Source organism: Rothia similimucilaginosa (assembly GCF_029850875.1).
Taxonomy (GTDB): domain Bacteria; phylum Actinomycetota; class Actinomycetes; order Actinomycetales; family Micrococcaceae; genus Rothia.
Genome location: NZ_JAOVAM010000002.1, coordinates 87,888 through 106,903, shown reverse-complemented (window position 1 = coordinate 106,903; position 19,016 = coordinate 87,888). Strand labels below are relative to the sequence as shown.

General features: G+C 60.5%; 11 protein-coding genes and 3 tRNA genes. 6 read left to right on the top strand and 8 right to left on the bottom strand.

Annotated elements, in window-relative coordinates; translation table 11 throughout:
- Positions 1 to 4: 4 nt before the first annotated feature.
- The gene (locus tag QFX05_RS02050) at positions 5 to 1,216 is read left to right on the top strand and encodes an alpha/beta hydrolase (protein WP_279740495.1); all 1,212 of its coding nucleotides are present in this window, start codon (positions 5 to 7) and stop codon (positions 1,214 to 1,216) included.
- 68 nt (positions 1,217 to 1,284) lie between these two features.
- Here QFX05_RS02050 and QFX05_RS02045 read toward each other — a convergent pair whose 3' ends face one another.
- Positions 1,285 to 1,746: a helix-turn-helix domain-containing protein gene (locus tag QFX05_RS02045; protein ID WP_279740493.1), complete on the bottom strand. Its 462-nt coding sequence runs from the start codon at positions 1,744 to 1,746 to the stop codon at positions 1,285 to 1,287.
- 284 nt (positions 1,747 to 2,030) lie between these two features.
- Between QFX05_RS02045 and hrpA the strand changes: the two genes are divergently transcribed.
- Positions 2,031 to 6,521 (top strand): ATP-dependent RNA helicase HrpA, encoded by a 4,491-nt coding sequence (gene hrpA / locus QFX05_RS02040; protein ID WP_279740492.1) that lies wholly within the window; start codon positions 2,031 to 2,033, stop codon positions 6,519 to 6,521.
- A gap of 366 nt (positions 6,522 to 6,887) precedes the next feature.
- Here the strand turns inward: hrpA and QFX05_RS02035 are convergent.
- The 5 genes from QFX05_RS02035 to glnA form a co-directional block, all read right to left on the bottom strand.
- Positions 6,888 to 6,959, bottom strand: a tRNA-Val gene (locus QFX05_RS02035).
- 24 nt (positions 6,960 to 6,983) lie between these two features.
- A tRNA-Cys gene (locus QFX05_RS02030) sits at positions 6,984 to 7,054 on the bottom strand.
- 47 nt (positions 7,055 to 7,101) lie between these two features.
- A tRNA-Gly gene (locus QFX05_RS02025) sits at positions 7,102 to 7,174 on the bottom strand.
- 400 nt (positions 7,175 to 7,574) lie between these two features.
- Positions 7,575 to 10,919: a bifunctional [glutamine synthetase] adenylyltransferase/[glutamine synthetase]-adenylyl-L-tyrosine phosphorylase gene (locus QFX05_RS02020; protein ID WP_279740490.1), complete on the bottom strand. Its 3,345-nt coding sequence runs from the start codon at positions 10,917 to 10,919 to the stop codon at positions 7,575 to 7,577.
- A 217-nt stretch (positions 10,920 to 11,136) separates the two neighbouring features.
- Positions 11,137 to 12,477 (bottom strand): type I glutamate--ammonia ligase, encoded by a 1,341-nt coding sequence (glnA, locus tag QFX05_RS02015; RefSeq protein WP_279740488.1) that lies wholly within the window; start codon positions 12,475 to 12,477, stop codon positions 11,137 to 11,139.
- A gap of 389 nt (positions 12,478 to 12,866) precedes the next feature.
- Between glnA and QFX05_RS02010 the strand changes: the two genes are divergently transcribed.
- Together QFX05_RS02010 and panB are read left to right on the top strand one after the other, a co-directional pair.
- On the top strand, positions 12,867 to 14,714 hold the full coding sequence (locus QFX05_RS02010; protein WP_279740487.1) for a geranylgeranyl pyrophosphate synthase: 1,848 nt from the start codon (positions 12,867 to 12,869) through the stop codon (positions 14,712 to 14,714).
- A 54-nt stretch (positions 14,715 to 14,768) separates the two neighbouring features.
- A complete protein-coding gene (gene panB / locus QFX05_RS02005; RefSeq protein ID WP_279740485.1) occupies positions 14,769 to 15,683 on the top strand; it encodes a 3-methyl-2-oxobutanoate hydroxymethyltransferase in 915 nt (304 codons plus the stop codon).
- A 140-nt stretch (positions 15,684 to 15,823) separates the two neighbouring features.
- Here panB and QFX05_RS08345 read toward each other — a convergent pair whose 3' ends face one another.
- Positions 15,824 to 16,081, bottom strand: a complete 258-nt coding sequence (locus QFX05_RS08345) for a hypothetical protein (RefSeq protein ID WP_348539259.1) — start codon at positions 16,079 to 16,081, stop codon at positions 15,824 to 15,826.
- 278 nt (positions 16,082 to 16,359) lie between these two features.
- Here QFX05_RS08345 and map point away from each other — a divergent pair, with 278 nt between their 5' ends.
- On the top strand, positions 16,360 to 17,271 hold the full coding sequence (gene map / locus QFX05_RS01995; protein ID WP_279740483.1) for a type I methionyl aminopeptidase: 912 nt from the start codon (positions 16,360 to 16,362) through the stop codon (positions 17,269 to 17,271).
- A 112-nt stretch (positions 17,272 to 17,383) separates the two neighbouring features.
- Positions 17,384 to 18,235, top strand: coding sequence for a polyphosphate--glucose phosphotransferase (gene ppgK / locus QFX05_RS01990; RefSeq protein WP_279740482.1), 852 nt, complete (start codon positions 17,384 to 17,386; stop codon positions 18,233 to 18,235).
- A 185-nt stretch (positions 18,236 to 18,420) separates the two neighbouring features.
- Here the strand turns inward: ppgK and nrdR are convergent, their stop codons facing one another.
- Complete coding sequence (gene nrdR, locus QFX05_RS01985) at positions 18,421 to 18,876, bottom strand: transcriptional regulator NrdR (protein WP_005506525.1); 456 nt, start codon at positions 18,874 to 18,876, stop codon at positions 18,421 to 18,423.
- Positions 18,877 to 19,016: the final 140 nt, after the last annotated feature.

The following is a 19,016-nucleotide window of genomic DNA, read 5'->3' as shown; positions in this document are numbered from 1 at the left end:
ATTTATGTTGAACTCTGAGAGCGCGCCGAAGATTGAGCGCGCACTGAACGCTGAGGGCGCACTGCCTGCTGAGGGTGTGCCGACCGTTGAGAGTACCGAGTACCGCTCCGGTTTTTACCGCGAGGCGGGCTTTTACGATGCCCACTCGCTACCCGACTACGGTGCGCAGTCCCCGGTAACTCGCGAGGCGTTCGCCTACGATTTTTTCCCCGCGGCTGCTGAAACTTCAACTGCCGTGACTTCTTCCCCCACGCCGCTGCTCGTGTGGATCCACGGTGGCGCCTGGCGCTTCGGCACCAACCAGGCCCTACGCGACACTATCCTGCGCACCCCCTCCGGGGAGCAGCCCAATGCCCAGGCGCTCATGCGCGCCGCTTTTCAGCAGGCAGGCTGGGCGGTTGCGTCCATCAACTACCGGTATTCGCATCAGGCGCTCTTCCCCGGCGCCCTGCACGATGTGAAGGAGGCGGTGCGTTTCTTCCGCGCCAACGCGCACGAGTTCGGTATCGACCCGCAGCGCATTGCGGTGGCAGGTGGAAGCGCCGGCGGGCACCTGAGCATGATGGTTGCGCATACGGGAGATTCCGCCGCCGGTGACTCTGTATTTGGGGGTTCTGCGAGCTCATCCGAGCAGGACGAATATTTTGAAGGCAGGGCGGCGAGCGCCTACCCGTCCCATAGTTCACAGGTGAGGGCGGCAGCTTCGTTTTACGGGGTCAGCGATTTGAGGACCATCTTCACCGATCGCCCTCTGGCTGGCTACGCCCTCGATCATCCCGAGGACGATGGCGCCGAGTGGCGACTGCTGGGAAGCACCTACCCGGTGCCCACAGATGCGTCTACTATCGACGTTTCCAGGGGTGAGCGGGCGGTTCCAGGGGTCTGCATCGAGCGTACCCAAAAGAACTGGGAACGCGCGCATCCTATTGATGCGGTACGCCCCCAGAAACAAGTGGAAAAGGTCGACGGTGCCTCCGCACAGGGAGTGAGCGGCGGTGCCACTGCCCTCATGCTCGTGCACGGTATCAGTGATTCGTGTGTGCCGTACCAGCAATCGGTGCGGATGTATCAGGCGCTGCGCACGCGGCAGGTACCTACCGAATTGGTGCTGGTTCCGGATGCCGAACACGGGGATTCGCGCTGTTTTAGCCTCGAGATTGTTCAGCAGATGCTGCTATTCCTCAACCGCGCTATTCAGCTCAACCATACTGTCTGAACTGTGCCGGCTGAACCGTGCTGTCTCATCAGAGTGATTGGTCAGACAGTGATTGACCAGATACGGGTTTAGCGAACGCGGCGGTTCACGTATTCGTGCTTAAGGCGGTAACGTTCGAGGTCATCAAAAGCAACGCGACGGTGCGTATTAATGCGCTCGAACGGAATATCTCCGCGCTCCAGCAGGCGAACAACGGTCGGGCGAGATACGCCCAGGTAGTCTGCCGCCTCCTGTGTGGTCATCAGGCGGTCCTGGCGTACCACGCAGACATCCTTACGGTCGGCGAATGCGCGCGCTACGGAGGTGAGGGGTCCGTACATTTCGGGAGAAATCTGTACGCGCTCGCCGTCGCCGGTCACCAGGTAGAGGGTTTCTTCGGCGCTGAGGCGATCGAAGTGGGTGCGCAGACTCGCGTGAACGAGGGCTTGGAAGAGTTCTTCGCAGCGGTGGTGAATTTCTTCATGCTGTCCGTCTTCGCAGCAATCCAACACTGCAGCACGTGTTGCCGGGTACGTCTTTGGTGATGGCATAGTCACTCCTTCGTTACTGTGTTATTCACCACTGTAGCAGTTGAACGAAACTATCGAAAAAAGTTAAGAAGCGCAGTTAATTCGCATCTATAGTGCATAAAATTCAGATGAATAATTATAAGTTTCTTAGATGGCATTTGATGTCATTTATTATATCTTAATTAGTCTTTTTAGGGTCATGATTCCACCGCTCCCCACCCGGGGTTCCCACGAACAAACCCAAATATGACAAACAAAGCACACCCCAAGCCCACCGCGGGCAAGGCGAGTACACTGGATAAGATATGTCTGAGCAGAAATCCACGAAGAAACACGCAGATACTTCTACTTTTAAGGCCCCCCGCATCGCCCCCACCATGGCGAGCATGGCAGCAGCAATCCACGCGGCAAAGATACGATCCTCCGAAAAAACCGCTGAAAAAGCCGCGGGCAAGACCGCAGATAAAACTACTGAGAACAACGCGGTCAAAAACGGCGCCCAGAAGAGTAACGCAGACCGTAAGAACTCCTCCCGCAGCGCCTCCGAACGCAACTCCAACACCTCCCGCTCCAACCGACGCGGAGGCGGCAACAACCGCACCCGCAAGCAGGGCGGTGCGCAGGGCGACAACAAGGGCAACCAGCAAAAGCACCCGGCACCGCGCCGCTACGAGCCGCTCATCCCCGAGGTCATCACCTACCCCGAAGAGCTGCCCGTCAGCGAACGCCGTGAAGACATCATGAACGCGATCCACGACAACCAGGTCGTCATCATCGCGGGTGAGACAGGCTCCGGTAAAACCACCCAGATTCCTAAAATGTGCCTCGACCTGGGCCTGGGCGCTAAAGGCCTCATCGGCCACACCCAGCCGCGCCGACTCGCCGCACGCTCCGTCGCCGAACGCATCGCCGAAGAACTAGGCCAGAAAATCGGCAAAACCGTCGGCTACCAGGTGCGATTCACCTCCGAAGTGGGCGAACACAGCGCTATCAAGCTCATGACCGACGGCATTCTGCTCGCCGAAATTCAGAACGACAAGCTGCTGCGCCGCTACTCCACCCTCATCATTGACGAGGCGCACGAACGTAGCCTGAACATTGACTTCATCCTCGGCTACATCAAGCGCATCCTGCCGCAGCGCCCGGATCTGAAGGTCATCATCACCTCCGCGACCATCGACCCGGAGCGTTTCGCGCGCCACTTCTCACCGAGTTACGTGCCGGGCAAGGGCATCGTCGACGAAAACCTCAGCGCCGAAGAACGCGAAATCGCCGAAGCAATCCTGCCCGACGACGTGCCGCCCATCATCGAGGTGTCTGGCCGAACCTACCCCGTGGAAATCCGCTACCGCCCGCTCGATGAGGAAGACTACCTCGGAGACGACGAAATCGAAGACGACCACGACCCCACCGACGGCGTCCTCGACGCCATCAAAGAGCTGTCCAAAGAAGCCCCCGGCGACATCCTCATCTTCTTCTCCGGTGAACGCGAAATCCGCGACGCCAAGGACGCCATCGAGGCAATGGTCGCCAAGTCCCCGCGCCTGAACTACGAAGTGCTGCCCCTGTACGCGCGTCTCTCGCTCGCCGAACAGCACCGCGTGTTCTCCCCCGGATCGCGCCCGCGCATCGTGCTCGCCACGAACGTTGCCGAAACCTCGCTGACCGTGCCCGGCATCAAGTACGTCATCGACACCGGCACCGCACGCATCTCCCGATACTCTGCACGCACCAAGGTGCAGCGCCTGCCCATCGAACGTATCTCGCAGGCCAGCGCCAACCAGCGTTCCGGCCGATGCGGCCGAGTCAGCGACGGCATCGCAATCCGTCTCTACTCCGAAGAAGACTTCAACTCGCGCCCCGAGTTCACCGACCCCGAAATTCTGCGCACCAACCTCGCCGCCGTCATCCTGCAGATGATCGCAATCGGCGTGGTCCGCGAACCCGGCGACATCTCCCGCTTCCCGTTCGTGCAGCCGCCCGCATCCCGCTCCATCAACGACGGCGTGAACCTACTTCGCGAACTCGGCGCGCTCGCCGAACGCCCCCGCGCCCCCCGCAAGGGCCGCGGCAAGAGCGCAACCCTCACCGCCATCGGCCGAGCCATGGCGGCGTTCCCCGTGGACCCACGCCTGGCCCGCATGATTATCGAAGGCAGCCGCCGCAACTGCGCCAAGGAAATGATGGTGCTCGCCGCCGCCCTGACCATCCAGGACCCGCGCGAACGCCCCGCCGACGTACGCGCCGAAGCAGACGCCATGCACGCCCGCTTCGTCGACGACACCTCCGACTTCTTATCCTTCCTGCTGCTCTGGGACTACATCAACGAGCAGCAGGCGGCGCTGTCCTCCTCGCAACTGCGCAAAATGTGCCACCGCGAATACATCAACTACCTGCGCATCCGCGAATGGCAGGACCTATTCGCCCAGCTACGCGAAATGGGACGCACCGCCAACATTCACGCCAGCAGCGGCAGGGACATCAACGCTTCTGCCCATGAAATCGACATCCATAAGAGCCTGCTCTCCGGCCTGCTCTCGCACGTGGGCGTGAAGGAAGAACGCGAAAAGGACTCCAAGGGACGCAACCGCGGCCCCCGCGAATATCTCGGCGCACGCGGCACCAAGTTCGCCATCTTCCCCGGCTCCGGCCTGTTCAAAAAGAGCCCCGACTGGGTGCTCTCCGCCGAACTCGTCGAAACCTCCCGCCTGTGGGCACGCACCAACGCCTCCATCGACCCGCAGTGGATCGAAGAAATCGGCAAGCACCTCATCAGCGTGCAATACTCCGAACCGCACTGGTCGCTTAGCTCCGGCGCGGCAGTTGCCTATGCCAAGGGCACCCTCTTCGGCCTGACCATCTACGCCGACCGCCCCGTGCAGTACGCTCGCGTAGACGCCGCCGCAGCCCGCGAACTGTTCATCCAGTCCGCCATCGTCGAAGGCCAATGGCGCACCCAGCACAAGTTCTACCTGCGCAACCAGCGCGCCCTCGCCGAAGTCGAAGAACTTGAGGCGCGCCTGCGCCGCCGCGATCTGCGCGTGGATGACTCCGTACTCTTCGCCTTCTACGACGCACGCATCCCCGCCCACGTGACGGACGTTCGCGCCTTCGATAAGTGGTGGAAGCAGGCACGTCTCGAAGACGACAACTACCTGGACTTCAACCCGGAAAAGCTCATCAACGAGGAGGCCGCCGACTACGACGACTCCCAGTTCCCCCGTCAGTGGGTGCAGCGCACCGACAGCGGCGAGCTGACCCTCGACCTGCGCTACGAATACGCCCCCACCGCCGGCATCGGAGGTGCACGCACCGACGCCGCCAAGCGCGACGGCGTAGCAGTTCAGGTACCCATCCTGTTCCTCAACCAGCTGAGCCCCGAACCGTTCCGCTGGCAGATCCCCGGCCTGCGCCACGAACTCGTTACCGCGCTCATCAAATCGCTCCCCAAGGCGATTCGACGCAACTTCGTGCCCGCGCCCGACGTGGCACGCGCCGCCTGCGCCGCTCTGGAAGAGGACTACTCCCCCGCCACCGACGAGCTCATCCCCTCCCTGGCACTCGTACTACGCCGCCTGCGCGGCGTCGTTGTCGAGCCCGAAGCCTTCAACTGGGACGCCGTGCCCGAACACCTGAAAATGGGATTCCAGGTGCGCAACGCACGCAACAAAATCCTGGGCGAAGGCAAGGACCTACGCGCCCTGCAGCAACAGCTCCACAAGGAGATTCGCGGCGCCCTCGCCGACTCGCTCGGCGCATCCGACGACACCATGGCAAAAATGGTGGCGCTCGCCCAGGGCGGCTCGGGTGGCTCAGGTACTTCCGCGGCTTCTGCCAAGAAGGGCGCGAAGAATGCTCAGGGTAGCACCACCGCTCAGGCAGCTGACGCACACGGCTCGCAGGTACGCGAAATCAGCGGCCTCACCGAATTCCCCGCCGACCTCTTCCCCAACGGAGAGATTCCCCGCAAGGTACAGCGCATCATCGCCACCCAAGCGGTCAACGGCTACCCCGCCCTCGTCGACGAAGAAACCAGCGTAGGCCTGCGCATCTTCCCCACCGAAGCCGAACAGCTCCACGCCCAGCGCCGCGGCATCATCCGCCTGCTCCAACTGCAGGTGCCCTCACCCGTACGCTACGTGAGCGAACACCTCTCCCACAAGGAGAAAATCGTCTTCACACAGAACCCGCACGGCTCCATCGACGAACTCATTCGCGACTGCACCGTCGCGGCACTCGACCATCTCGTGCCGCACACCCCCATCTTCACGCACGCCGAATACAGCGAACTCTACGAGCATGTACGTGCCGAACTCATTGAGACGGTCTTCGACGTCACCAAGCTCGTCGCCGAAATCCTCTCCGAGGCCACCGCGCTGAAAAAGGCAATCAAGAAGGCAACCTCGCTGACGACCATGCACGCCGTCTCCGACGTGAAGGCACAGATGGAGAACCTGGTCTACACCGGATTCGTGGCGAAGACCGGCTACGACCAGCTGGTTCACATCCCCCGCTACCTCAAGGCCGCCCAGGTGCGCCTGACGAAGCTCGGCCCGAACCTGCACCGCGACAACCAGCTCATGCTCACTGTGCAGGATCTGGAAGACTCCTACGATAACGCAGTTAAGTCGCTACCGACAGGCACCATCGTGCCGGATGCGCTCCGCCGCGTGAACTGGATGATTGAGGAGCTGCGCGTCAGCTTCTTCGCCCAGGAGCTTGGCACCGCCTACACGGTGTCTGAGAAGCGCATTGCGAAGGCTCAGCGTGAGGCGCTGGACGCCATCAAGCACTAATTCCGGGAATACGGTTTAGTTGCGGACAGGCGGTGTTCGTCCTCGCTCCTACAGGGGCGCCCGCCGCCCCGGACGCTCTCCGCTCTTCCTTACGTCGCGGTGGAGAGAGCCCGGGGCGGCACCCTGATGTCACGACGGAGGACACCGCCCCTCCGCCTCGTAAGTAAAACACTTAGCCTCGGTTCCGCATGTGCAGGGCTTGGGTACGCGAAGTGAAGCGAGGGCAGGTTCTCTGCGACCCCACGGAGGAAATATACGCAGCACCGCCTCCAGAACATACACAGGGCAACGGAGCAACACCGCCCCTCCTCAACCAAAAAATTAAACACAAAAGCCCTTAGCTCGAAAGCTAAGGGCTTTTATCTGTGCGCGATACTGGGATCGAACCAGTGACCTCTTCCGTGTCAGGGAAGCGCGCTACCGCTGCGCCAATCGCGCTCACAAAACAAATGTTTTGTTGCGAGGTGAGGACGGGATTCGAACCCGCGTACACGGCTTTGCAGGCCGCTGCCTAACCACTCGACCACCTCACCGCATACGCTCCACAAGGGAACGCGTTCGAACTCTTGGAGTCCTTACGAGCGGTTGACGAGACTTGAACTCGCGACATCCACCTTGGCAAGGTGGTGCTCTACCAACTGAGCTACAACCGCATATCAGCGTATTCAATTTGAATTATTCCGAGGAGTTTTTTCCTCCGTCGTGCTGACAGGTAAATACTATACGGGGTTTTTGAGTGTTTGCCAAATCCTTTGTAGATTACCCCGTATTCCGCATGTTTCCGGGGCAGAATGGGGTGTTTCGCTTCGTTTTTGAGGAGTGCAATCAAAATTTATTTTCATGGTGCCAGTCACATTTTAGAAGTTTTGGGGTGGTTACTAGTCCCGCGAGGTTAGCGGCGGGCACATGATGCCCGCTGAACGTCCACAAAATTTTTCAAAAGAGAACGAAGAAAAGGAGAGGCGGGGAACCATGTTCCCTACCCCTCCCCTATGAAATCCACACCGGAAATCCGCACCGGCGAAAACGCCAGGCTCATGTTTTCAAGAGACTCTAGAGCTCTTCGAAAAAGAGTCGTTCGTAGACCTTGCGGGCGTTACGGGTTTGGCGCAGGTAGTCCTCTTCAAGGGCGCGTGCACTGCCGGCGGGGTATCCGCACCAGCGAGCAATCGCCTCCAAATCATCACGACCTGAGGGCAAAGTATCCGACTGACGCACCCCACGTAGCACGTTGCCGCCGCGAATCTTCGTGGCCAGCAGCCAGGCACCGCTGAGGATTTCCGCATCCGCAGCCTCGACCAGTCCCGCCTCAACCGCCGCATTCAATGCTGACAGCGTGGAGGTGGTGCGCAACCCCGGCACGGCATGTGCGTGGCGCAGCTGCACGAGCTGGACCAGCCATTCCACGTCGGAGAGTCCGCCGCGGCCGAGCTTGAGCTGGCGGGTGCGGTCGGCACCGTGCGGCATGCGTTCATTCTCAACGCGCGCCTTCATACGGCGAATCTGCTGCACCTGTTCGGGCGCGAAAGCTGCCGGGTAGCGGTACGGGTCGATGAGCTCCACGAAGGCACGTCCGAGCTCCTCATTGCCGGCGATGGGGCGGGCGCGGGTGAGCGCCTGGAATTCCCAGGTTTCCGCCCAGCGTTCGTAGTAGGAACGGTAGGAGTCCAGCGAGCGCACAATAGCGCCCTGCTTGCCTTCGGGGCGCAGGTCGGCGTCCACTTCGAGGGGCCGTTCGGCGCGAATGGCGGGCTTCACCGGCTGCTTGAGGAGCGCCAGGGTACGGTTGACGATGCGTGCCGCCTGTTCCTGCGCGGCGTCTTCGTCGACCCCCTCGAGGGGTTCGTGGACGAACATGACGTCCGCATCGGAGCCGAAGCCGTTCTCGGCGCCGCCGAGGCGGCCCATACCGATGACGGCGATGCGGGTGAGCAGCTTCTCCCCCGCTGTCTCCTCAGTTTCGGCAGGTCCGGCTCCTTCCGGGGTGACCTGAAGCTCACGCAGGGCAATCTGCAGCGCCGCACCGATCGTGCACTCATCAATGGCAGCAAGACCGGCGCAGGTGTCCTCAATGTCAACGATGCCAAGAGCCCAGCCCATGGCAGTGCGCAGAGTCTCACGCCGACGCATATAACGCACGGCGCGCATTGCCTCGACCGCATCAGCGTGACGAGCCAGCAAAGAAGACACCTCAGAAGCGAGCGCTTCCTCCCCCAGCGGCTTGAGGTCTGCTACCTTATCCAGCCAGGCAATAGAGGCGGAGGCGTCCTCCAGCAGGTCGGTCATAAGGCGCGAGCTGGAGAGCAGTTGACTGAGGCGTTCAGCAGCTGCGGGTGAGTCACGGAGCATACGCAGGTACCAGCTGGTGCTGCCGAGTGATTCGGAGACGATGCGAAATCCGAGCAGGCCGGCGTCCGCGTCCACACCGCGGGCGAACCAGCCCAGTAGCACGGGCATGAGGTGACGCTGGATATCTGCACTGCGGGAAAGTCCCGTGGTGAGTGCCTTGATGTGGCGCATAGCGCCGCGCGGGTCGCGGTAGCCGAGGGCTGCAAGACGGTCCTGTGCTGCCTGTTCGCTGAGTACCACTTCGTCGCGGCTGAGAGTGGAGACGGCGGCGAGTAGCGGGCGGAAAAAGATTCGCTCGTGCAGAGAACGGACATTCCGTTTAATTTTCTGCCAAGCTTTCAGCATCTGTTCAGCGGAGAGCGTGCCATTGCGTTCCGGGGACAGGATTGAACGAGCCAGGGCGCGCTGTTCGGCGTCCTTCTCGGGCATCAGGTGGGTGCGGCGCAACTGCTGCAGCTGGATGCGATGCTCCAGCACGCGTAGCTTCTTGTAGTCGCGGCTGAACGTTTCGGCGTCAGTGCGGCTAATGTAGCTAACAGCGGTCAGCGCCGCCAGGGAATCCACGGTGGACTTGGTGCGCACGGCGGGGTCGGTTCGACCGTGCACGAGCTGTAGCAGCTGCACGGTGAACTCAATATCGCGCAGACCACCCGGGCCCAGCTTAATCTGACGGCCCACCTGATGGGCCGGAATATTATCAGTCACGCGGGCACGCATCGCCTGCACGGATTCTACGAAAGATTCACGGGCGGCGGACTCCCACACAAAGGGGTCGATTGCGCGGGCGTAGCGGGCTCCCAGCTGCGCCGAACCAGCAATGGGGCGTGCCTTGAGCAGCGCCTGAAACTCCCAGTTTTCGGCCCAGCGTTTGTAGTACTGAACGTAGGATTCGACGGTGCGAACGAGCGGGCCGTCTTTACCCTCGGGGCGCAGGTTCGCGTCGACTTCCCAGAGGGCGGGTTCGGGTGCGGGGCCCATGATGGCGCGGGTGAGGGCGTGCACGAGTTCCGTGCCGATGGTGGAACATTCGTTCTCTGTGAGCTTGAGTGGGGCACTCTCCCCCTCCGCCCCGGTATTGGGCGTGGCGGCGGGTTCCACGGGCGCAACCACGTACACCACGTCAACGTCAGAGATGTAGTTCAGCTCGCGGGCACCGCACTTACCCATGCCGATAATCGCCAAGTCCAGGGCGTTTACGGCTTCGCCACGGCGAGGAGCCGCCAAGCCAGGGCCCAGCCCCTCCGCAACTTCCGTGCGTGCAACAGCGAGTGCGCCCTCCAGCGCGGCGGCAGCCAGATCAGCGAGGTGACGACCAATGGTGGGCATCATTTCAACCGGGTCTTCACAGCACACATCAATGAGGGCGATACGCGCCAGGGCGGCACGGTAGGCAACGCGCAGGGTCACGTAGCCGTCTTTGCCGGTCTGCTCGACGGCAGCGCGCGGACGCTCCGCGTGGGGGTCGGCGCCGAGGGCGGTAAGGATATCGCGGCGGTAGGGGGTGTCCAGCGGTGCGATGGGGGTCAGGAATTCCCCATCGGTTTCCGGCAGAATCGACGCCGGGTGCTGGGAGCGAATCAGCGCGCTCTCAGCCGGGTACACCTGCGTGTCGAAGAGCGAGTCAATGTGCTCGGGGCGGCGGTAGAGAAAATCGCCAATCGCCTGGGACGCACCGAGCAGGCGGTACATGCCGAATTCTTCTTCGCTACAGTTGGCGCGCTCAGCAACCGCTGGATGCTTCTCAATGAGGCGCACAAGGGCGGGCAGGGCAATATCCGGTGAGGGGGCAAGGCGCAGCCCGGCAAAGAGCGCATCCTGCGAGACGTGCTGCAGTTCAGGCGCGTTGAGCCAGCGCTCTGCCTTGGAGGGGTCGTGGAAGCCGGTGGCGATCATGCGGGTGCGCAGGCGCAGCTGGGCTTTGCGTTTGGCTTCGGCTCGCTGCTCGTCGCCGAGTGCGTCGGCAGCGATGTCAGTCAGCGGTTTGGGTTCTTTGGCAGGGTCGATCATGCGGATGAGCCCGGTGGCCGGGTAGTGGGATCTGTCAGTCATAGCGTGAGAACCATGGGTAGAGAACTACGGGTAGGGAGTAGGTCCGTGGGGTGGGGAGTATAAATTTTGGCCGCTAAAAACAGCGGTGAACGGTAAAGCTGATAGGTGCAATGGGTATATCTGTAGGCGGTACCCGCCGGTGCGTTACCGGTGGCGGGTACCGCCCTGAGGCTGTCAGCGCTCACTCACCGTACGAGGAGGTGAGAGGATCCAACCGCTAGAGGATTCCAAGGTTGTACTTGAGCTCGTAGGGGGTCACCTGAGCCTGGTACTGATCCCAGTCGGCACGCTTATTGCGTAGGAACTGTTCGAAGACCTGCTCACCCAGAACCTCCGCCATGAATTCGGATTCTTCAGTAATGTTGATGGCTTCACGCAGGGAAGCAGGCAGCGGGTTGTAACCCATAGCGCGGCGTTCGGCGTTGGTCATGGCGGCCAGGTCCTCGGTCACGGCGGGCATGAGCGGGTACTCGTTCTCGATACCTTTCAAACCGGCGGCAAGAATCACCGCGTAGGCGAGGTACGGGTTCGATGCCGAGTCCAGACCGCGGTACTCGATGCGTGCGGACTGCATCTTGTTCGGCTTGTACAGGGGCACACGCACGAGGGCAGAGCGGTTGTTATGGCCCCAGGAGACGTAGGAGGGAGCCTCGCCGCCGCCCCAGAGGCGCTTGTAGGAGTTGATGAACTGGTTGGTGACCGCGGTGAATTCAGGGGCATGCTTGAGCACACCGGCGATGAAGTGGCGTGCGGTCTTGGACAGCTGGTATTCGGCACCCGCTTCGAAAAATGCGTTGGTGTCGCCTTCGAAGAGGGAGAAGTGGGTGTGCATGCCGCTACCGGCGTACTTCGTGAAGGGCTTGGGCATGAAGGTTGCGTACATGCCGCGTGAGTAGGCGACTTCCTTGATGACGGTACGGAAGGTCATGACGTTATCGGCGGTCTGCAGGGCGTCGGCGTGGCGCAGATCGATTTCGTTCTGGCCCGGGCCGGTTTCGTGGTGGCTGAATTCGACGGAGATACCGACTTCTTCCAGCATGGTCACTGCCTTGCGGCGGAAGTCCTGCACGATGCCGCCGGGGGTGTGGTCGAAGTAGGATTCGTAGTCCACGGGCACGGGGAACCCGTCAGCGCCGAGCTTGGAGGATTCGAGCAAGTAGAACTCAATTTCGGGCGAGGTGTAGCAGGTAAAGCCCATCTCCGCTGCCTTATTGAGCACACGCTTGAGCACACCGCGGGTGTCGGAGGCGCTGACTTCGCCGTCGGGGGTAAGCACGTCACAGAACATGCGGGAGGTGTAGTCTTCCTCGCCGCGCCAGGGCAGAATCTGGAAGGTGGAGGGGTCCGGTTGCAGCAGCATGTCGGATTCGTAGATGCGGGAGAAACCCTCAATCGAGGAGCCGTCAAAGCCCAAGCCCTCATCGAAGGCGCTTTCTACTTCAGCCGGTGCGAGCGCAACGGATTTGAGGGTGCCGACCACGTCGGTAAACCAGAGGCGGATGAAGCGGATGTCGCGCTCTTCGATGGTGCGCAGTACGAATTCCTGTTGGCGGTCCATGAGTTGCCCTCTCGGTGCGGGCGCGCATCCGCGTGGTACCCGTCTGCGGGTGGCGGAGGCGCGCTAAATTTTACTGCCGTGGTGCGGAAAGCCCTGCATATCCCTTGGGATTCCAGGGGTTCCGCCGGGTTACGTGCCAGCGGTGCTGGCGCTTCCTTGCCCCGGCGTATGTCCTGTTGTTATCTAGCCTATCGGGTTCTGCTGTGTGGCGGGCGGGTGAGAGGTTTCGTTTATGTAAATTCTTGTTCCTGCGCCACGGCAGCTCAGATTCTGGGCGATACTAGGAGGGGCACTCCCCCACTTTTTCTGCGGTGTGGGTTTTGTTCAGATACCCAGCACATGACGGGTTCGCGGGACGGGGAGCGGTGTCGCCTTGCGATAATGGGAGTATGCCACATTCCATTATTCTTCCCTCGACTGTGCAGTTTCCGTTGGCGCAGTTTCCATTAGCGCAGCTTCCGCTGGCGACCAGCATGGTTGCTGCCGACCCTACCGGTTTAGAGTGGCTACTACTTATTGCCGCTCCCATTGTTTTCTTGGTGTTGTACCTAGTCTGCCTTTTTGTGGTTGCGGTCTTTGGCCCGACAGTCATGAAGAACAACAAGTCTGGCGGCACGACCTACCTGCTGGACCGCCCCTCCCGTGTGGCGTTTAGGATTCGCACTTTGGCGTTGTGGGCGCTGATTGGTGCGTTTGTGGAGTTCATCTGGACCGGTTACACGGGCCGTTTGGGTTCGAGCGCGGCTATTCCGGTCATTATTTTTAGTTGGTCGTGGAAGTACACTTTCTTCTTCCTGCCGCTTCAGGTACTTCGTGCCTGGTATGTTCACGCAAGCCGCGGCAAGTATGATGCGCTGTCCGCTGAGGGTGCTCAGCGCCGTGAGAAGCTGAACCATAAGAGCGCCTACGAAGTGTCGAAGATGATGCAGCGTAACCCACAGCAGTTTGCGATGAGCAAGGAGCTGCATACGCTGGCGTGCGGTCAGAAGATTGCGGGCGTGCGTCCGTTCCAGAACCTTGACGAGGCGGGTAAGAAGCGCCGCACGAACTATACGGTGGAGCTGGCTGTGGCGCTCATGCAGGCGCGTGTCATGAACCCCGGTAAGCTTCCGTCGGAGGCGTTCGGTGAGAGCATCCTGGGTATGGGTGCTGGCATTACTTCTGATCGGGCGGTGGAGCAGACCTGGCTGACTCTGTGCACGGAGCGTGTCAACGCGCCGGATGCGCCGAACTACCCGGATTCGCTGGGGCCGGTGGCGGCTCGTTTTTCGCTGTTTACCACGATGTCGCTGTTGCAGCCGGTGATGGGTCGCCCCTATTCGCCGTTTACCGCTGAGGATGCGCGCCGTTTTGTTCCGCGTGATTTCTCGGCAGACACCGTGCTGTTGAAGACTGAGGAGCGGGGCAAGAAGGCTCTGACGCAGAGTGCGATTTTCCGTCAGCTTCATGAGCGTCTTCTGCCATTACATCAGCAGCAGCCCCAGCTGGTGGATGGTCGCGCCCTGGCGTATTGCGGTGCCCTGCTGTTGACTGTTGCGAAGGCTGAGGCGGAGAGCAAGCGGTTGACGAGCCAGATTCTGGTAGCGGCGGCTTCGCAGCGCGGCATCCTGTCCTACGGTTTGTTCTCGCAGATTGCTGAGGATTATCAGTGTGTTCAGCGTCTGCTGAATCTGATGGTGAAGGCGACCGCCGACATTGAGCGTTTCCTGAACTCGGTGGAGGCGCTGGTGCAGATGCATTCTGGTCCGGTTCAGCCGTCCGGTATTGCGTATGAGAAGGTGCAGATGGAGTACATCGCTGCTCTTCTGGACGTTATTGTCTTCTCTTCGCACGCCCCGCTTGCCGGTTCTGTTCAGGCGTCTTACGCCCTGCTGAAGGCAGACTATGAGGCATTTACTTTCAACACTACCGATGAGTTGAGCCGCAGCTACTGGTTGCAGTACGCGAAGAACGCGGTGAGCGCCTGCGATACGGGTCTGTCTGGCGGCTACGAGGGTTTCTTCGGCTCTAATGATGCGGCAAAGACAGCGTGGGAGTCCTACGCGGAGGACGTCGTGAAGGAAGTCTGCACCTATTCGATTACGCAGCTGTATTGGGATGCGCTGGTGCAGCAGGCGCTTATTCAGCGCGATTTGCCGCGTGAGTTTAGTGATGCTTCTTCCGCTATTCCGGAGCTGATGAATAAGAACGTTGCTGCATCATTCTCGACCTACTACATTAACCTCATCTGGAACTAGGTTCGGGGCGAGCGGTACACCAGGTTGGAGCCGTGCAGGGTTAGAATAGTCAGCATGACTATTGAGCGTTCTTCCGAGATCTCTTCGCCTTACGCGGCACAGCCTGCCGCTACCTCAGCGGCTGTTCCCGCTGCTGCTAGCACATCGAAGCCTTTTGACCTGGACACCATCAAGAAGGTGCGTACCGTTCACCTGGCGCAGGCTAAGGCTACCGGGCAGAAGTTCTCCATGCTGACCTGCTACGACGCCCTGACGGCAGAGATTTTTGACCGTGCCGGCATCGACATGCTGCTGGTTGGCGATTCTGCGGCGAATGTGGTGCTCGGATACGAATCGACCCTGACCATTACTCTGGACGAAATGATTCCGCTGGTGGCGGCGGTTTCTCGCGGTGCTTCCCGTGCCATGGTGGTTGCTGATCTGCCGTTTGGTTCTTATGAGCAGTCTCCGCAGCAGGCGGTGGCGAGCGCTGTTCGCCTGATGAAGGAGGGTGGCGCGCACGCGGTCAAGATTGAGGCGGATGCTTCGATGACTGAGTGGGTTCGTGCCCTGGTTCATACCGGTATTCCGGTGGTGGCTCATGTTGGTTTCACTCCGCAGTCGGAGCATGCTCTGGGTGGTTTCCGTGTGCAGGGCCGCGGCGATGCGTCTGAGCGTGTTCGTGAGGATGCGGTGGCGCTGGCTGAGGCTGGTGCATTCTGCGTGCTCATGGAGATGGTAACCGCCCAGACCGCGCAGCTGGTTGATGAAGCTGTGGGCGCTGTGCCGACTATTGGTATTGGTGCCTCGAATGTGACAACCGGTCAGGTGCTGGTGTGGCAGGACATGATGGGTGTTCGCTCCGGTCGCGTGCCGCGTTTTGTGAAGCAGTTTGCGCAGGTTGGCCAGGTCATGGAGGAAGCTGCGCGTGCTTATCGTGAGCAGGTTCGTTCGGGTGAGTTCCCGGCGGCTGAACACACCTTTGAATAGGCTTTAGCTTAAGAAAAAGCTTGAGAAGAAAGACCCCCGTATCCGGTGCTCCGGGTGCGGGGGTCTTCGCGTCTCACGTTTTATGTCTATTGGTCGGCGTGCCTCTTGAGCAAGTGAGTAAGGCTGAGGGTGCTCGTTCTTTAGAGCCAGCCGCCGTCCTTTTCCCAGGCGTCGTTGCGTTCACGGGTGCGGTCCATGGCATGTGCCGCCTCCTCGTAGGTTTTGAAGGGGCCCCACAGGGAGGTGACGGCGCTCTGCTGGCCGCGTTCCACCTCGCCGGTGGACAGGTTGTACCAGTACTCTTCGGGGTGCGGGCTGGTGGCTTCGGTCGCGGAGTTTAGGGTCTTTTCGACCGCCGAAACGATTGCGTCGCTCAGGCGGTTTTTCGTCTCGCTCACGGGTTCTCCTTTGACGGTGAGGGGTTGGTGTTTCTAGCTTCTCACGCGCATCGGTTCGTGGCAATGAGGCAGGCGGAGCTTCTCACGGCGCTTCCCCCCCCTCTTCCACGGTCGTCCGCCCCATGCCTTCCGCTCCTGTCTTCCGTTCCGCGCAGTTTTGCCGCTAGGCTGCATGAAATTTTATTCACAATCTGGGAAAAAGGTACGGCTTATGTATCCGCCGCTTTTTAGAGCCCCGGCAACGGACACAACCCGCCCACGCCCGGTAAGATGAAACTATGTCTTCAACCAAAACGAATACTTCGCATAATCTTCCCGCAGAGCCCGGTCGAGCACCCGTCGGTTGCCTGACTGCCGGACGCATCACCCCCGTGCGCCCGGTCCCCTCGCACATTGTTCGCCCCGAGTACGTGGGTAAGCCCACCGCCAACGAGGGTAACGACTCGAACATGTACACCCCCGAGGAAGTTGAGCGGGTTCGCGCCGCCGGCAAGATCGCGGCAGGCGCCATCGTTGAAGCTTCCAAGATTTGCGTACCCGGCACCACCACCGACGAAATTGACGTGCTGGTTCACGAGTACATTTGCGACCACGGCGCGTACCCCTCCACCGTGGATTACCGCGGCTACCCCAAGTCCGTGTGCACCTCCCTGAATGAGGTTATCTGCCACGGCATCCCGGACTCCACCGTGCTGGAGGACGGCGACATCCTCAATCTGGACGTCACCGCATACCTGGACGGCATGCACGGTGACACCAACAAGACCCTGCTCATCGGTAACGTGGACGAAGAGTCCCGCCTGCTGGTTGAGCGCACTGAAGAGTCCCTGAACCGTGCGATTAAGGCTGTGAAGCCGGGCCGCCAGATTAACGTGATTGGTCGCGTCATTGAGAAGTATGCGGCACGTTTCGGTTACGGCGTAGTTCGCGACTACACCGGTCACGGTGTGGGTCGCGAGTTCCACTCGGGCCTCATCATCCCCCACTACGATGCGGCACCCGCCTACGACACTGAGATTCGTGAGGGCATGATTTTCACCATCGAGCCCATGCTGACCCTCGGCACCATCGAATGGGACCTGTGGGATGACGACTGGACCGTGGTCACCCGCGACCGCAAGCGCACCGCACAATTCGAGCACACCCTCGTGGTGACCGCTGACGGCGCGGACATCCTCACCCTGCCCTAAGTTGTTGTCTTAGACATCTAAGTTTTAGGGATAACCTGGCGAACCATCTATTCATTATTACTCGATAGCGCAGATATGTTTCTCCGCTCAGGCGAAGGAAAGAAAGGAAATTATGGCTAACTACGCTGAGCCCAGCCTCATCAACGGCCTGCCCGCTCCTACCCCCAAGGACCTGCAGATTGGTGTGGACATTGGAGGCACCGGTATTAAAGGCGGCATCGTCGACCTGCGCACCGGTGACCTTGTTTCGGACCGTTTCCGCATCGACACCCCCAAGCCCGCAACCCCCGCCGCTGTGGCTGAGGTTGTACGCCGCGTAGTCGATGAGTTGCAGGGCCGTGACCTGGCTCCGGATCCCGAGTCCGCTGTCGGCATCGACTTCCCCGCAGTAGTGAAGAACGGCATGGTCTTCTCCGCAGCAAACGTAGATGACTCCTGGATTAACACCGACCTGGAGCAGGTTATGAGCGAGGCACTGGGCGGCCGCACCGTCTACGGTCTCAACGACGCTGACGCAGCCGGTCTGGCTGAGGCAACCTACGGTCAGGGCCGTAACCGTGACGGTCTAATCGCTGTCATCACCCTAGGCACCGGCATTGGCTCCGCCCTCATCAATGACGGTGTTTTGATCCCGAACACCGAACTGGGCCACCTGGAGCTGGATGGCCACAACGCCGAGTCTCAGGCTTCCGCTCGTGCCCGCGAGGTGCACGACCTGTCCTGGAAGAAGTACGGCAAGCGCCTGTACCGCTACTTCGACCATGTTCAGATGCTCTTCTCCCCCGACCTGTTCATCATTGGCGGCGGCATCTCTAAGAACCCGGAGAAGTTCATGCCCTACTTTGAGGACCACATCCGCACCCCCATGGTCATGGCTGCTCTGCGTAACAACGCGGGTATCGTCGGTGCGGCACTATGGGCTGGCGGTATGCTGCCTGAGCGTAAGCGTCGAGGCGAAGCTTAAGAGCTGCTTCCTGTTTTACCCGCGGCCGCGTCAGCGCCGCGGCGAAGCGTAAAGTGTAGCTACAGCTAAAGGGGCTGTTCCTGAGATAGTTATCTCGGGAACAGCCCCTTTCTGTGTGCCAACCGCGCGTATAGCAGCGGCTGGGCTCATTAGCTACTGGACTAAAAAGTTACTGGGCTAAAAAGTTACTGGGCGATGCGGTCCTCACGCAGACGCGCAATCGCCTCCTCAAAGTCTTCAAGATTCTCAAACGCCTGGTACACGCTCGCAAAACGCAGGTAGGCGACCGCATCCAACTTCGACAGCGGCTCCAGGATGGTCAGACCCACCTCGTGCGCGTTAATCTCCGCCAGGCCGCGGGCACGAATCAGCTCTTCAACTTCCTGGGCGAGCTTTGCCAAATCATCCTCACCCACGGGGCGGCCCTGGCATGCCTTACGCACACCGGCGGCAATCTTCGAACGGTCGAAGGGCTCGGTCACGCCGGAACGCTTAATCACCGAAATGGTGGTGGTTTCAACGGTCGTGAAACGGCGAGCGCAGGAGGTGCACTGGCGGCGGCGGCGAATTGCGGCGCCATCATCGGTGGTGCGGGAATCCACTACGCGCGAGTCGGTGTGCTTGCAATAGGGGCAGTACATTCTTTTCTCCTTGGCTGGGCGATAGCACCCGAGTATACAGCGCTCAAGAATATTTATACCTATTCTACCGTGATATACAGCGGGTACACCGTATGTTTTGGGTGAATATACGCTCAGAGTGGACCCTGTCATATAGAATC